General features: G+C 50.4%; 11 protein-coding genes and 2 tRNA genes. 3 read left to right on the plus strand and 10 right to left on the minus strand.

Annotated elements, in window-relative coordinates:
- Positions 1–55: 55 nt before the first annotated feature.
- The 7 genes from D2E26_RS06475 to D2E26_RS06505 form a co-directional block, all read right to left on the minus strand.
- Positions 56–685: an ATP-binding cassette domain-containing protein gene (locus D2E26_RS06475; RefSeq protein WP_125963872.1), complete on the minus strand. Its 630-nt coding sequence runs from the start codon at positions 683–685 to the stop codon at positions 56–58.
- Positions 634–2118, minus strand: coding sequence for a hypothetical protein (locus D2E26_RS06480; RefSeq protein WP_125963873.1), 1485 nt, complete (start codon positions 2116–2118; stop codon positions 634–636). The genes D2E26_RS06475 and D2E26_RS06480 overlap by 52 nt, the downstream gene beginning before the upstream one ends.
- 827 nt (positions 2119–2945) lie before the next feature.
- Positions 2946–3239 carry a helix-turn-helix transcriptional regulator gene (locus D2E26_RS07655; RefSeq protein ID WP_125963874.1) on the minus strand — a complete coding sequence of 98 codons (294 nt, stop codon included), beginning with the start codon at positions 3237–3239 and terminating at the stop codon, positions 2946–2948.
- Between the two features lie 399 nt (positions 3240–3638).
- Positions 3639–3712 (minus strand) — tRNA-Gly (locus D2E26_RS06490).
- Positions 3713–3861: 149 nt separating this feature from the next.
- The gene (locus tag D2E26_RS06495) at positions 3862–5337 is read right to left on the minus strand and encodes an FAD-dependent oxidoreductase (RefSeq protein WP_164515894.1); all 1476 of its coding nucleotides are present in this window, start codon (positions 5335–5337) and stop codon (positions 3862–3864) included.
- Between the two features lie 193 nt (positions 5338–5530).
- Complete coding sequence (locus D2E26_RS06500; RefSeq protein ID WP_125963875.1) at positions 5531–7837, minus strand: heavy metal translocating P-type ATPase; 2307 nt, start codon at positions 7835–7837, stop codon at positions 5531–5533.
- Positions 7838–8401: 564 nt separating this feature from the next.
- Positions 8402–9994, minus strand: coding sequence for a trypsin-like peptidase domain-containing protein (locus tag D2E26_RS06505; RefSeq protein WP_125963876.1), 1593 nt, complete (start codon positions 9992–9994; stop codon positions 8402–8404).
- 294 nt (positions 9995–10288) lie between these two features.
- On the opposite strand from D2E26_RS06505, the gene tgt reads away from it, so the two are divergent.
- From tgt to D2E26_RS06520, 3 genes are all read left to right on the plus strand, one after another.
- Entirely contained in the window at positions 10289–11590 is a 1302-nt protein-coding gene (tgt, locus tag D2E26_RS06510) for a tRNA guanosine(34) transglycosylase Tgt (RefSeq protein WP_125963877.1), read from the plus strand.
- 102 nt (positions 11591–11692) lie between these two features.
- A tRNA-Leu gene (locus D2E26_RS06515) sits at positions 11693–11775 on the plus strand.
- A 945-nt stretch (positions 11776–12720) separates the two neighbouring features.
- The gene (locus tag D2E26_RS06520) at positions 12721–14004 is read left to right on the plus strand and encodes an MFS transporter (RefSeq protein WP_206432078.1); all 1284 of its coding nucleotides are present in this window, start codon (positions 12721–12723) and stop codon (positions 14002–14004) included.
- 173 nt (positions 14005–14177) lie between these two features.
- Here the strand turns inward: D2E26_RS06520 and D2E26_RS06525 are convergent, their stop codons facing one another.
- The 3 genes from D2E26_RS06525 to D2E26_RS06535 are packed head-to-tail and all read right to left on the minus strand — an operon-like array spanning position 14178 to position 16468.
- Positions 14178–14564 (minus strand): hypothetical protein, encoded by a 387-nt coding sequence (locus D2E26_RS06525; RefSeq protein WP_125963878.1) that lies wholly within the window; start codon positions 14562–14564, stop codon positions 14178–14180.
- 3 nt (positions 14565–14567) lie between these two features.
- The gene (locus D2E26_RS06530; RefSeq protein ID WP_125963879.1) at positions 14568–15437 is read right to left on the minus strand and encodes a methyltransferase domain-containing protein; all 870 of its coding nucleotides are present in this window, start codon (positions 15435–15437) and stop codon (positions 14568–14570) included.
- Positions 15434–16468, minus strand: a complete 1035-nt coding sequence (locus D2E26_RS06535) for a DMT family transporter (protein ID WP_125963880.1) — start codon at positions 16466–16468, stop codon at positions 15434–15436. Before D2E26_RS06535 ends, D2E26_RS06530 begins: the two co-directional genes overlap by 4 nt.
- Positions 16469–16497: the final 29 nt, after the last annotated feature.

Consider the following 16497-nt stretch of genomic DNA (forward strand, 5'->3'; position numbering starts at 1 on the left):
CACTACAAGAAATGTTTGTACTTGATTTGCCTATTGCCCCTATGCAGCTCAATGCCTATACCAGCGATACTGTTTGCGCAATGTTCAGAGATTCCGGAACAGTATGGCTAACTAATACCACTAATGACCGCACTGACCAGTTGTTGATTTCTGAAACCATATACTCAATGGATTGCTGATCTACACCATTAAATGGCTCGTCAAGAAACATCACATTAAACAGCCCCGTTGAGCACATAATGAACCAGAGCTTCTTCGCCGTGCCCATGGAAAGCGTATTGGTGCGGAAACCAAACCATTCCTCAAGCCCAAGTCGTTCTGCCCTTTGCAATGGTTCACTTCGATCAACGCCTGCAAGATTCGCGCTAATTACTAGGTGATCAGAAACACTTAAATTCGGATGTAACGCTGGAGTCGATCGGCATACTCGACGTTGTGCACGGATTGCTTCATCATGTGCCAAATGGCCATTAATGCGCACTTCACCCTTGCTTGGTCTCAAATAACCCGATGCAGCTTCAATTAACGTTGATTTTCCAGAACCATTAGCCGCATCTAAACGAATAAGCTGAGGCCCACGAATAGCCAAATTCAGGTTATTCAAAACTGGCTTGCCATGAAAATATTCAAGACTCAGGCCGACGGCCTCAAAGGAAGGCGCAAAATTCGTCTTTTCGCGGTCCATATTGCAACTCCTATCAACACCGAAGCAATAATTATGAGGATCCAAGAGAAACTTGATTCAGCGAGCATCCAAGCAATACCAGTGAGGCAAGCTGAGCCGAATACGGCTAGAAATCCTGCAGACAATGGAATCTGTACATTATTGGGGCCAGCGTTAGTCTGCTCGCCTGGGAACAGAGACGTCGCAATCCAATCGCACACAATAGCTGTCAAAACAACGGAAAGCAGCAAAAACCAACTGCCACCCATACGTGAGACGCCCACCATGAGTGGCAATGCAATGAGCACACCAGCAGATAACGCTATACCAAGAGGAATCACTGCCATTGCGTATATATTTGCCCCAGCTTCCCAGCTGCAACGCCATCGATGTGAATACACCAATGGGCCAATCCAAGTCGAATAAATATCAGCAATACAAAGCCCAAGAACTAACGCCAATACCGCAATACAGGTATTCAACTTCTGAACCGCAATAAATCTCAGCTCCGGTTGCAGATATGCAAACACACAAGCAACAGAGCCGAAGAACCAAGTGAACAGCAGTATTCTGCAAATCGACATATTCTTCACAGGATCTTGTAGATCACTAGAAACAATCGTTGCCGAAATAGACGTAAATTTTCTCCGTACCGTGGTCGCTCGATAAGAAGCCCCTCGTGCCGTATAAGAATTATTAGATTTCAGAATCTTTTTATAAGCAATTCTGCACAATACGAGCGCGGAAGCGGAAACAATAATAGAAATTAATAATTGTATTTGAATTACGCTATTAATATCGAATGTAGCAATAGGCAACCTATTCATGAATTGATCTCTGAATAATACTACGTTCAGTAATACTGCTGCAGTAACACCTAGTATCAAACCGATAAATACATGCCCAATAACGGTAGGCTTATGTATTCTGTTGCGGCTAGCCACGGTAAAGGTGATTGCATACATCGAAACTACCAACATCACCGGGAATATGGCCAAAGATATAATCCGATTGAGTTGTGCACCATCGATAATAAACCGCGAAATAGCACCACAACTTAACCCCAAGGAAGCAGCTCCGACAAGACTTACTGCTTGATCGCATTCAGCACGCACAACATGAGCAATCGAAATATCAACAGAACGATAGAATTCCCGTTGAGGATGATCAAGAAGCCGTATTCTTCGAACCGTTAAAGTTTCACGGAAAATATGCAGTACAACACAATAAATATTAATTACAAATAATATAATCGTACATATATCAACTGCGTAAGCTTGAAAATATACTTTCGCTAAATTACATAATTTCGTCGATATAACAGAAGTTACGCAGAAAATACCAAAAACAGAAAATAGTCGAAGTGCTCTAAATACAAGCAGAGAAACATTCAAACCAATATGGTCTAGCAAAGCGGCATCATAGATATCCCTAGCAACCTTCTTAGGACTCATAGCCTATCCTTCGCTTTTGTGCTGGAAGCCTCAGCCCACAACAGCGACGCCACTGTTCCATAAACCATAAGTAACCCAAGAATGAGGAACTTAATCCAACTATCATGGAAGAACGTGTTGCACAACATTCCTATCCATAAGGTCAATCCAGTAAAAACGAAATAATAAGAATCAATCATTGTTATTTTCTTAGATTTCGTTTTCATAATAAACGGAAATATCAATACCAAACTTATTGCAGACATACCAATGGCCATATATTTTGCATCTGTTGGACAAGCATAATAGTTATATGCACCTAGAAGAATATTAAATAAGCACAGAATTACAGCTGCTTTTCTTCTTGTCAACAAATACAATTTCAACATGATATATCACACGCAAGCAGAGAATCACTAGGGTGGCTACGGGCACACCATAATTATTCGCCTACATCTTCCTTATGCCTATCAATTCATATAGAAATATGAACATTGTCACTTTCTTTATGCAATTGTTATTTTTTACAGTTTATTTTTCTATAAATTTGTAATTCATCAGCATATGTCTGATATTGAAATCATATACTTACACATAATACGCGTTATAAATAACGCTCAGCATATGAGACCTGTGATGCATTGATTATTCGTCAATAGATTTCAATCCTATAGAGGTATCGAAATAGAAATATAAGAGCGAGTAACGGAGCCCACCCGTTTTTGCTAGGGCCGCTTGCTGTTCTGGTTCTGACTATGAATGCTGTTTCTACGGAATTTGGAATAGACGTTACAGATAGAATTGACACAGGAATGGCGGCATACTTCTCGACGACCATATGATTATAGTTAGATGATTTTTGCGAGCGTACTGATAGAAAGCCCAAGGGCTGCAGCAAGTTCTTTGGCTGTACCAAATGACATATTTGCTAAATCGTACGAGCCATTCTCATACGCAGCAACTCTCGGCCTATTAACTCCAGTTACATGCTCTGCGACCTGTGCTTGAGTAAGACCTTGCTTAATCCTAAGACCCTTAAGCCTTTGACCTCGCAAGAATGCTTCATGTTTATCATTGTTTAATGTCTCCATATTGGATACATTACTACTTTCACAATGCTTGCTGCAGCGTGCGTACTGCATAGGATTGGTTAACGAACGTTGATTGAGTAGTTGCTCATAGGTGGTTTCGAGTATTCATTACTTTACTTATTCATATTCCCCACTCTATCCATCACAATGCATTATGTTTTCTTCACCCTCTAAAACCCTGTCCAAAGTGTCCAAATGTCCAAAAGCATCTAAGAAACATTGGAAACACTAGGTTTTAGAACCTTCAATCATTTGGACACCTGTCCAAATGTGTCCAAAACTATCCAAAAGAAACTGCACTAAAAAATGCCCCCTAACACGACTAATTTTTGTCACACTTTTGTCACACATAAGCCGCAATTGAGGCATTTTCGTAAGATTTACGAAAATATACAAAACCTCAGGAACCTTGATTTTTCAACGGTTTCTGAGGTTTTGTTGATGCTTCAATGGAGCGGATAACGGGAGTCGAACCCGCCTCTAAAGCTTGGGAAGCTTTCGTTCTACCGATGAACTATATCCGCAGAGCTAGTAAGCTAGCGCTCTTATCAGAATCACACTGCAATGAGTAGCGATTACTAACCAGCAACGCTAGCTAACCTAGCACAAACGAAGCAACCTTGCAGCAACTTCGTCAAAGCTCTACAGCCATTGCTCGCTATACAGCTGTTCCTCACTCACCTGCTACTTCGTGAGCCAGAGCGCGGAACTGCTCAGGATCGATAACCTTCTTGTGCTCGCGGCCTTCCTTAGCACCTTCAGCACGCTCGTAAGCGTCAATGCGCTTCCAGCCTGCGAAGTCAATTGGGTGCACACCGCGCTCAGCAAGCAGCCGATCAATCGATTCAGGATCGCGATCAGCAGCCACACGGCCACCTTCAGCATCCTTAGCCAGATCCTCAAGCATGTTCGTCACAATGAGCAGTGCATCGGACTTCGTGGAGCCAATCAGGCCCACAGGACCGCGCTTTGCCCAACCCGTGGCGTACAGACGATCGCGCACTTCGCCGTTATCAGCTTCGACCGTAATGCGGCCGTCACCGTTAGCGTTTGCCAAGTGAGCACCGTGCTCGTCATAAGCAATACCCGTCACCGATTCTGGCTTGTAGCCGATTGCGTGGTACACAGCTTCAACTGGGTAATCCGTGAACGAGCCAAGGCGCTTCATAACGCCATCAGCCGAGGTTTCCGTGTGCTCCACACGAATAGCCTTCACATGGCCATCCTCGCCGAGAATCTCGGTTGGAGCGCTGTTGAAGTGGATGTAGTACTTGCGGTCAGCTGGGTTGCCTTCGAAGTCAACGTCGCCGTCGTCTTCCATGTCTTCAGCCATCTCGCGGATTGCGTACAGCTCTTCGACCATCTGGCGCGTCAGCTTATCCTGCTGAGCCATTTCGATCGTGTCATCGTCGAGCTCGAAGTCATCCTCGTTAATGATCAGCTGCACGCCTGGCAGCTTCTCCATCTCACGCAGCTCCTGCACAGAGAACTTTGCCTGTGCAACGCCACGGCGGATGAACAGATGCAGTTCCTTAGCTTTGTTGGCCTTAATGCCCTCGTAGACGTTATCTGGAATATCAGTCTTAGCCTTGAGGTCATCAGCGTTACGCATGAGCTCACGAGCCACATCCATTGCCACGTTGCCGCCACCAATAACAGCGACGCGCTCGGCATCCAGTGGCCACTCGCGCTTGCCTGCTGGATGGCCGTCGTACCAACCGACGAACTCAGCAGCGCCGTAAACGCCATCAAGATCGGCGCCTGGCAGCCTCAGCGGCTTATCCTTCACAGCACCCGTTGCGAACAGCACAGCATCGTAGCGCTCGAGCAGATCCTCAAGCGTCACATCCTTGCCGAACTCCACATCGCAGTACAGGTGGATGTGTGGGTTATCAAGCGTCTTCTCGAGTGCAGAAGCAATGAACTTAATCGATGGGTGGTCAGGAGCCACACCATAGCGCACCAGACCAAATGGAACAGGCAGACGCTCGAACAAATCGATGCGAGCCTCAGTTCCCAAGCCAAGCTCATCGCCGAGCTTCTTGAGCTGACGCAGGAAGATATCAGAAGAGTAAACACCGGCAGGACCGGCACCAATAACGGCAATACGCAGGCCGTTGTTTTCAGATTCAGTATTCGTTGCAGTCACGCCAAATATCGTACCTGACTTACCGGAAAGAAGGGAACCCACATTGATATGCGGTTAGCGCATGCAAGAAACTTCACATTTTGTTCAGCCACACATCACCGCATCAGCTTGTGTATATGAAGTTACACATATGAAGCGAGGCCCACACTCCACGAAGGAATATGAGCCTCGTCAACACATCATTAGCAATGCATCACTTCTTGCGATCAACCATTGCGGTCACACCCCACACAATCGAAACCACATCAATAGCTTCCTGCAGGAATGCACCCACAACGACTGGGATCAGGTTGAATGCTGCGCAAACCATAGCCACAATGGCGAGGCCAAGGCCCGTCAGCACCGCCTGCAGCATTGTGCGCTTCGTCTGGTGAGCAATGCGAATCGACATTGGAACTGCACTAATCGAATCGTTCATAATGACGACCTGAGCCGACTCCGAAGCAGCCGTGCTCGTGCCGTCAGTCATAGCCACACCAATATCAGCAGCCGACAGCACAGGAGCATCGTTCACGCCATCGCCGACCATCATCGTGATCGACTCACTGAGGTTCACACCGAGCAGCTTGTTCGTAATGCGATCCCAGATCGGCAGTTTCCTCATGTGCTCGGCCTTCTCGACCTGCTTCACGGCCATTACCTTGTCTTCAGGCAGCAGCTCGTAACGCACGTCCGGAATACCGACTTCGTTAGCAATAAGTTCAGCGCTAGCCTTCTTATCGCCCGTCAGCATCGTCAGATCGGTAACGCCCATCTGCTTGAGCTCGCTAATGGCCTGAGCCGAGTCGGCACGTGGCACATCACGCAGCACAATGCGTGCGGCCAGCTTTCCATCTACCGAAACGTAGGTGGCCATTTCATCTGGCTTGAGTTGCGTTGGCCAGCTCACGTTATTTGCAGCCACAGCATCTTCGTGTGCACGACGCACAGCAGCTTCATTCGTCTGTTCAGCCGTTTCGCTCGCATGTGCAGCTTCGTGACTCACAACGAACGCAAGCCTTCCAACGCGTACTGCGTGGCCGTTGACCTCGCCAGCCACGCCCTTTCCAGCTTCCTCCACAATGCCGCGCACGACTGGGTGATGTGGGTTCGGCAGCTTCCACGTACCCTTCGGCTGCACTGTTGATTTCTGTGGTTGCGGCTCTTGCATTCCGGATTCGCCAGCTGTGGTACCAGAGAAATCATCGTCTTCAGATGGCTCGATGATTCCCAAACGCACCATGGCCTGCTTACCAGCGCGGGCAATGCCTTTAGCGAGAATATGAACGGAATAGCTCTCCACAACGCCGGCCATAACGAGCAGCTCGTCGTCGGACATCGTAACGTCAGCCGAGCGCTCGAGACGCACCACCTGAGGCTGCTTAACCGTAAGCGTGCCCGTCTTATCGAAGAAGACGTGCGTCACGTGACCCAAGTTCTCGAGAATATCCTGAGTCTTCACAAGAATGCCGTGACGAGCCAAGCGACCTGTACCTGCAATGAACGCAACAGGAGCGGCAATCAGCAGAGGGCAAGGCGTTGCCAGCACAAGCACCTGAGCGAAGCGCAGAGGCGTACCCGAAACAATCCATGCAGCGCCAGCAATAATGAACGAAATAACCGTGAATGGCACGGCCAGCATATCTGCAGTACGAACTGCAGCTGCTCGAGAATCCTGAGCCGACTTGACGAGCTCCAGAATGCGCTGATACTGCGAATCCTCAGCAGCCTTTGTAGCGCGAATCATCATGGCAGCCGAGCCGTTGACCGAACCCGACATCACGCGAGCACCGGCGTACACGGTACGAGGCACTGGTTCGCCGTTAATATTCGAAAGATCAAGCGTTGCCGAGCCACTCAGCAGCTCGCCATCGACTGGTACCGTTTCGCCAGGCAGCACAATAAGCACGTCGCCCACATGCACCTGATCCACAGGCACTGTATCGAAATGATGGCCAGTTACTTCCTCGTCAACAACGTCATCGCTGACGTGACGGAAATCGTCATCGGTTGCGTTCGCAGCTTCAACAACGGCTTCGGCAGCACAACCAGCAGTAGCGGCAGAACCAGCAGCATTTGAAGCAGACTGCTCAGCAGCGTCTGGAATGCCAGGCAGCGTCACCACGTGAGCCGTGCGAGGAGCTGCATCAATCAGCGCAGTCAGAGCCGACTTAGCCTTCGTCTGAGCAAACGTTTCAATAGCATCGCCCGAAGCGACCATGAGCACAACAGCCCATGATGCCCAGAATTGCTGCACGCACACGGTTGAAATCAGTGCCACAACTGCCAAAATATCCACGCCAACTTGGCCATGACGCAGATCAGCAAGAATGCTACGGACCGAATCAATGCAGGTCCACAGCACCAGCAAAATAATGACCCACTCGCCAATGCCTGGATCATAGGCGGCGCCCGTATTACCCCAAGGACGGACGGTTGGCCACAGCGCGAGCGGAATTGCTGCAATAAGAACGGCTAGCAGCAGCGGAACTTCTTGAAATAAGCGGAATACTTTATGCACCGCATCTCCTTACGTTCGTGTTGGTCGCACGCAAGCTTCAGATACGGCTATTTACAAAGGAGCCATGCCACTGGCGGCAGCATAGCGGGAACTCAATTCAGTTCACACAGATACGGCAATCTCTACGGCAATGCTCTGTAGTAATTCACTACAGTTCACTTCTTAGAGCCATTACTTCAAGCAATTGCTATCTGTGCGACGCAGAGCCTTTCTACATAGACATAAGTTCAGCTGCGTCCTGCTACGCCTTGTTAGCCCATCGACAGCGAATACCCGGCTTGGCACAGTTCCCGACACACGGCGTAAAAAGAATACAGACTGTCACCATAGCAAAAGGACAGTGCCTTGTCTAAACAGCTCGTGCGTATTCTCATTGAACTGAAAACCTCATGGACATCAACGCCGTTCAGTCGCAATACAGTAAAAGCCCAATACAACGGCCCAATACAACAAAAGCGCCCGGCGGGAGCTGCCCGTCGAGCGCTTTGCTGCTACTTGAGTTTATTGCTACTCGAGTTTGTCACTACTTGAGTTTGTTACTACTCGAGTGAGCGGTTCATGGGTTTACCACAGACCGAATGGATCCGAGAAACCGTTGCCCTTATCCTTCTTTTGGTTGTTCTGGTTCTGGTTGCTGTCGTCCTTACGGTTCGTGCCGTTAACATCTGCTTCTGCACGATCGAAGTGCACATCCACGTCCATCGTGTGACCGTCACGCACAAGCGTGATCTTTGCCGTCGAGTTCATAGCGGCTGCGCGCACAAAGCCGAGCAACGAGTAGTTGCTGTTCGTAGCAAGACCGTCGTAAGCCACAATGACGTCGCCAGCCTTAATACCTGCCTTAGCTGCTGGGCCATCTGGCACCACGCTGTTGACTTCTACACCACCGCGAGTCACGCCATCAGCCGTAACCGTGGCATCCTTAATCGTGATGCCGAGTGCGACGTGCTCAACCTTGCCCGTCTTAATAATTTCTTCGGTCACGCGCTTGACGAGGTTCGAAGGAATGGCGAAGCCAATACCAATCGAGCCTGCTTCTTCACTATTCGACGTGTTCGAAGCAATCGACGAGTTGATGCCAATAACCTGGCCAGCTGCGTTGAACGTTGGGCCGCCCGAGTTACCTGGGTTAATTGCGGCATCAATCTGCACAGCGTTCGTCACAATGGCATCGTTATCTTCGTCCATAACCGTCACAGGGCGGTTCAGAGCGGACACAATACCCGACGTCACCGTGCCTTCGTAACCGAGTGGGTTACCAATCGACATAACGTTCTCACCAGGAGCCAGCTGAGCCGAATCAGCGAATGTCACAGGCTTCAGATCCTTTGGTGGATCCTGAATCTGCAGCACAGCCAAATCGGTGGTCTTATCGGTGCCAACAACCTTGGCCTCGTAAATATCGCCGTTATCGAGCGTGATCTGCAGGCGGCTTGCGTCAGCCACAACGTGGTTGTTTGTCACAACATGGCCCTCGGTGTCAAGAATGGCGCCCGAGCCCTTAGCCACACCCTGATCCACCTGAGCAGAAATAGCCACCACCGAAGGCGACACCTGCTCAGAAACAGCCTGCCAGTTTGGTGCAGTGCCGTTCACACTTGCCGTGCCCGTGCCACGCTTGCTCGAGCTCACTGAGCTCAGCGAATTCGACTGTGGTACCGTGACCCAGCCGTTCGAAATTGCTGCAAAGCCAATACCCAAGCACAGTGCTGCTGAAACAACCGAAGCTACAACGGCTGTCACAACCGTCGACTGCTTGCGCGTACGAGTTGCCGATGGAGCCTTGTTTGGCTTGCCATATGGGTTCTGACCGTCACCTGGAGCACCCGGCGTAGTCGGGCCGAATGGGCCGTTTCCCGTTGGCATACCTGGGCCTGCAGGGTTCATCGTTGGTTGCATGCCGCCCATTGGCTGGGTCGGTTGCGTTGGCTGCATAGGCTGCGTTGGTTGCGCTTGGTTCTGTGGTGCGTACGCTCCGTAGTGTGGAGCCTGACGATAGATTGGCTCCGTTTTCTGCTCTTCCACAGGTTCAATAACTTCTGTGGTGTGAGACGTAACAGTTTCTTGCTTATCGTCGGCGGTTGGCACCGCTGGTCGGTTAAACGGATTCTGATCCGAATCTGGTCGCATAGGCGTACCATTCATATCTTCAGCCATCATTAACCCTTTCGTGGTTGGTGGTCCTTCTAAGCGTTCGCCATAAGATGAAGCTAGAGAATAGTTAAAGTTCTTTTTCTTGAGATTTGCTGAAAATTAATTGTGAATCAATTACAAGTTTGTTGTACAAATCATCAAGAGCTGCATATTTTGTTTTCACACCCTATGAAACTTCAGCAGAAATCAATCATGCAATAGAACACAGCAAACGCGACGAATATTCCATACTCAGAACAGCTGAGCGGAACAACTGTTGAAGCGAACTAATAGAGACTGACGCATAAAGTGGGCCGCATGACGAATCTTCTTGAACATCCTCGCGGAGCTGAACCGGGCAAGCCGGGCGATCGCTCTGCGTTTTACTTTGAGCAGCACACGCGCTTGGAGGACTCCGCTGACGGTAAGGGCCGCGGAGGAGCACGCTATGGGCGAACGGGCGTAATCCACACGCCTCACGGCGATATTCAGACGCCAGCCTTCGTGCCAGTTGGTACGCAGGCCGCTATGAAGGCCGTGCTGCCAGAAACGATGAAGGCTACTGGCGCACAGTGCATGCTGTCGAATGCATTCCATCTGTTTGAACGCCCAGGCCCAGACGTGGTCGACGAGGCTGGCGGTCTTGGCAAATTCATGAACTGGGATGGCCCTACGTTCACTGATTCGGGCGGCTTCCAAGTACTGTCGCTCGGTGCTGGCTTCAAGAAGACGCTGGCTATGGATGTGACGGGCATGAAGTCCGATGACGTTATTGCTAAAGGCAAGGAGCGTCTCGCTTTTGTTGACGAAGATGGTGTGACGTTTAAGTCGCCACTGAACGGCGCTAAGCACCGCTTCTCGGCTGAGATTTCGATGGGTATTCAGCACCAGCTTGGCGCTGACATTATGTTCTCGTTTGATGAGCTGACGACGCTGATGAATACGCGCGGTTACCAGGAGCAGTCCGTGGAGCGTACGTTCCGCTGGGCTAAGCGCTGCGTGGCCGAACACAAGCGTCTGACCGAAGAGCGCGTCGGCAAGCCATATCAGGCACTGTATGGCGTGGTTCAGGGCGCTAACTACGAAGATCTGCGTCGTCATGCTGCTGAGCAGATTGCTTCGCTTGACTTCGATGGCGTTGGCATTGGTGGCGCCATTGAGAAGCGCATTATTGGTGATACGTGCGCTTGGATTTGCGACGCTATGCCTGAATCGCGTCCTCGTCACGTGCTCGGCATTGCCGCAGTGGACGATATTTTCGCTTGCGTTGAGAACGGTGGCGATACCTTCGACTGCGTGGCTCCTGCTCGTTGTGGCCGTAACGGCGCTATTTACACGCGTCATGGTCGTTACAACATTAAGCGTGCTCAGTTCAAGCACGATTTCACGCCTCTTGAAGAGGGCTGCGATTGCTACACCTGCACGCATTACACGAAGGCTTATGTTGATCATTTGCTGCGTGCACGTGAGTTCAACGGCTTTACGCTGGCCACGATTCACAATGAGCACTTCTTCATTCGTCTGCTTGACGATATTCGCGCATCGATTGATGGCGGATACTTCGAAGAGTTCCGCGATGAGACGCTGGCTAAGTACTACGAAAACGGTTCGCGCGGCTGATATGAGCGGCACTTTCATGCCGACTGAGTTCAGCCGTTAAACGAATCCGACACGCCACAGATTGCCTAGATACGCCATTAGGTGTATGTTTGACGATTGTCTGCGAGCGTGGCGGAATGGTAGACGCGCTGTCTTCAGGTGGCAGTGAGCGTATGCTCGTGGGGGTTCAAGTCCCCCCGCTCGCACGAAAAAGAAAACCGGAGCTTCGGCTCCGGTTTTTTCGTATCTACATCCAATCCAACGACGGGTCGGAAGGTGTAACGCGATCCACTCAGATTTGCCGACCGCGTCTCATATTTTGTATGCCCTCAGAACCCAATAATTAGAGTTCCTCGAACCGGTTATACCCCTGAAACTAAACGCATTGTTCATTTCACATTTTGAAATTGACTAGACATAATACGTCCGTCTCGGGAAGATAGATTCTCGAGAGCTGCTACAGGCAGATTGATGAACGTCATGTCGGTTGCAGACCTCATCGGAATATTGGGGGACATCACTACACGCTAGGGGAAGCGTACCGTAATCAATGTTTGATTACATGCCTACCTAGAGCTGTAGCTAATTCGCCTAGTATGTTCCAGCCGCAATGAATAACTGCATAAGGAACGAAACCATAACCAACAGCTGACTTGGTATGCGAATAAGCAATGCATAGCTTGTTGTGTTGGCGGTTCGTACCTGGTGCAAAAACCAAGGAGCAGTCGACAAAGATGGTGCGCAATACAACAAAAAGTAAGTGGGCACGGTCTATTAAGGCCGATACCTAATCTCTGCAAGCTGTCACGCTATGAATGCGATATGCGTTCACATACATGACAACACAACGTAATCAGCAATGATTGCAATAGAGATCGAGCTCTATGCGCAACCAAATGATCACAACCATGATCTTGCCGATGCGACCAGCTGTCTATTGGAATAATCCAAGGACAATGCAACGGAGCATACACAACCACAACGAATTACTACCAGCGCACATGAAGACGCGGAGTCGCGCTTCATTGTGAACTACTTGTCCAACACAGTCAGGGGAAACTATGTCAATTTTCGGACAAAGCGTTAAAGCGTCACAAAAGCTCTCCGCCGCACAAGCCGCGGATATCACCGAGGTAATGCATGGCAGAGGCATGAGTAAGTCAAGTATCGAGGTACTTCGATACACAATTGGCTTCGCACTCTTCTCTGCATGTACTGCAGTGCCTTGGATCATGCTCTCCACTATTACGCTTCCGAAAACACTGGAGCTTATGGATAGCGCACACAAGATTGGCCTGCTTGGCGCTTTGAATAGTGTCGGCGCCGCCGTCGCTCTTGTGGCCAACATTGTTTTTGGTGCACTATCTGATTTGACTCGTTCGCGCTTTGGCAAGCGCACGCCATGGATTCTGGGCGGTACTGCCGTTACCGCAGTAAGCTTCGCTGCCGCAGGTTACTGTCACACGGTCGCCGGAGTCTTCGCACTGTACTGCTGCGCACAGGTTGGCTTCAACATGCTGCTCGCACCATTTATTGCCATCATGTCTGATCGTGTCAGCGAAAAGAAGCGCGGTACTGTTTCGTCGTTCTATGGTGCAGGTTCTGCAGTTGGTAACACCATGGGTACGTTCGTCGGCTCTCTGATGCTCGCTAAGGGCGCTCAGGGCCTGCGCCCAAGCTGGCTGCTCGCTGCTGCTTTCATTGTTGCTGTTGGCTTCGGTATTACGCTGTTCATCTTCCCTAAGGAAGAATCGAGCGTCAACGAACCACGCAAGCAGCTCACGGTGAAGAGCCTGCTGCTCACGCTTTGCCCACCACGCAATGCACCTGATTTCTATCTGGCACTGTTCGGCCGTCTGCTCATGCTCAGCGGCTACTGCATGGTCACCACGTACCAGCTGTTCATCTGCCAAGACTTCATTCTTGCCGGCAGGGCCGATGCTCAGACTAAGGCACTGCAAATCGTATCTGCTATGGCTGTTATTACGCTCATCACGGCTCTTATTTCCGCAGCTGTTGCCGGCGTGATTACCGACCGTCTTAACATGCGTAAGCTTCCAGTTGCCTTCGCAAGCGTGCTGTTTGCTGCAGGTACGGCAATCCCACTGTTCATCCACTCAGAAATTGGTATGTACCTGTTCGCTGTTGTGGCTGGCCTCGGTTACGGCGTCTACAACGCCATCGATCAGGCTCTGAACATTGCCGTGCTGCCAAACAAGGCAGACGCTGGTAAGGATCTGGGCATTCTGAACCTTGCTAACACGATGTCTACTGTCGTCGGCTCGATCCTGACGACGGGCGTTATCAGCATGGTCACGAAGTTCACGCACAGCTCGACCACTCCAGGTGCAGCATATGTCTGCGTCTTCATCGTGTCGATTGCAGTCGTCATGGTTGCTTCTGCAATCATCATGCGCATCAGGAGCGTCAAGTAATTACAGATTTACCATCCAAGGGGTTTGTTTTGAGTAGCACACTCAAGGCAGGATTACACAACTTCCCCGTGAAGTGAGGAAACTCTTGTAGTTTCCAATATTCCAATGGCGATTCGTACGGCATCCCCTCCGCATCGAATCGCCAATTTTTTTATATTCATGTAAGGTTTTGTTCACCAAGTGGCCGTCATAGCGCACAACAAGCCAGCAATAACGGCAGCGCCAAGCACCTTCCACGCGCTCTTCGTTGACGTCTTCTTATGACGTTCCATACCCAAATTAATGACGCCCACAATAAACGACAGCAGGCACAGTGTGAAGCCTGCAATTGCGAGCTGCGGCGAAGCAAAATGCAGAATGGCGCCAGCAACAGCCATAACCAACGTAAGAATCGTCAGCTTGCTCGTTTTTGGCTTTTCGTTCGGTTCCGTAACCGTTTGAGCTTGCGGCTGTGGCAACTCCCCTCGCGACTCGAGTTCACGCATACGCTGTGCTTGCGCGCGACGCTGCTTATACTCGTTTGGCTTATTCTGCTGCCTGTTCTGCGTCTTCTTCGACACTGGTCAGTTCCTTCCGACTAACACTTCCGCTTCTACCGTTACTTCATGCACTTGCGTCAAATCCAGCTCATCCAAGTCCACATGGAACAGCAATGGCGTCATCTGTGCGAACGCGAGCACATCGTCTGCTGGCATCGCAAACGTTTGGCTAACTGTTTCCCGTGAAACAATCGAATAGTGCTCAGCAAAAGCATCCACAACCTGCTCATTGCTGTAGTCACGCTGACGAACCAAGCCCTTCCCTGCTGCCAGCTCACGCAGTTCATGCACATGCTGAGAGCCCGGCACAACTTTGACGACCACAGCATCTGGCTCGAGTACGCGGTTGAACTCGCTATAGTTCGCTGGACTAAACACATTGAGCAGCGTGCTAATTCGCTCGTTCTGAATTGGCAAGTTCATTAAATTGCCAACGAACCAGCGCACAGCACAGTCAGCATCCTCACGCGCGGCTAACTGCACTGACTGCTTTGATAAATCAAAAGCCAGCACATCGGCGTCGCTGAACTGCTGCGCGATGGCACGTGCGTAGTAACCCTCACCACAGCCGGCATCGAGCACAGCTCCCGCCGTGTGACCAGTTTTCTGCAGTGCTCGAGCCACTGCGTTCAGCACATGTGCGTAGTAGCCCGCTTCCAAAATTCGGCCACGCTGTTCAAAGTTCGCTCGGCTATAGACCTCACTCGTTTTGGCATGCGGCTCTAGATTTGCGTAGCCCTGTTTTGCCAGATCAAAACAATGATGATTACTGCACACGAGTGCATGGCCGTTGCTGGCATCAAATTGCAATACCTCACTGCATAGTGGGCATGCGAACCAGCGCTCAGCATCAATAAAACGTTGCAGCTTTGGTTTGACGGATGCTTGCGTCATTGCTTCAACCTTTCCGAAGAAGGTTGTTCAGTAAGTTCGGGTTCTGACTTCTTGCTACGACGGCTAGATCCGACGGCCATAACTACAACCATGGCAAGAATAAGTGCGAAACCAATAAAGTCAGTTGGCAGGAAGACTGTACCCATCCAAACGACGGCCGTAACCGTGGCCACAACTGGCTCGAATGTAGACAGCAGTGACGTACGCAGCGAACCAGCGCGCACAACGCCACCTAAGAACAGCCAGAACGCAAGGAATGTGCCACCAATGACTGTGAAGCCGAGCAGTCCCCAGCCGCGCAGATCCAAATGAGGAGCGTCGGCAATTGGATGAGCGAACGGAATCAACAGCAGGCCAGAGAGCGTGAATGTAATGCCGTTGAACGTGAAGTTACCCCAACGGTTAATCAGTGAGATAGGCACAATAGCAAGGCAGGCGCCAGAAAGGGCGTCAAGCAGACCCCAGCACAGGCCAGGAAGAGGCATATAAAGCGTTGTTGGATTGCCGCCAGTAACGAGCAGGAAGACGCCCGCAAAAGCGAGCACAATTGCGGCAACTTCCTTCATACTTGGCCAGCGTTTACCTACCAAGCAGACATAGAACAGCACCATAATCAGGTTGAGCTGCTGCATAACCGTTGCCGTACCTGGATTTGTGTAATCCAGCGAGAACAGATACGCAACCTGCGCCAACATGACGCAGGTTAACGAAGCAAAAACAAATCGAGGCCAGTCACGCGGCGTCTTGAGTGCGCCAAGTAAGCGCTTTGGCTCACTAATGGCAGCGACAACTAAGAACATGACGCCAGCCAGCAATTCACGAATGCAGGCAAGCCAAATTGGCGTCACACCATAGTCTTCAAGCAGGAACTTTGATGTTGTGCCATTAACTCCCCAGAAGAAGCCGCCTGCAAGCAGCAGCAGGCAGCCAACGAGCACGCGTGACGCACCAAAACGACCAAACCGTTCGAGTCGCGGTTTCTTGCCCTTGCCCGGGGCATACTGCGATGGACGAAATGGCTTATTCGACATGCACTTACCTCATTCCTCTCTGCCTTGAT

The sequence above is a fragment of the Bifidobacterium dolichotidis genome (assembly GCF_003951975.1).
Taxonomy (GTDB): Bacteria; Actinomycetota; Actinomycetes; order Actinomycetales; family Bifidobacteriaceae; genus Bifidobacterium; species Bifidobacterium dolichotidis.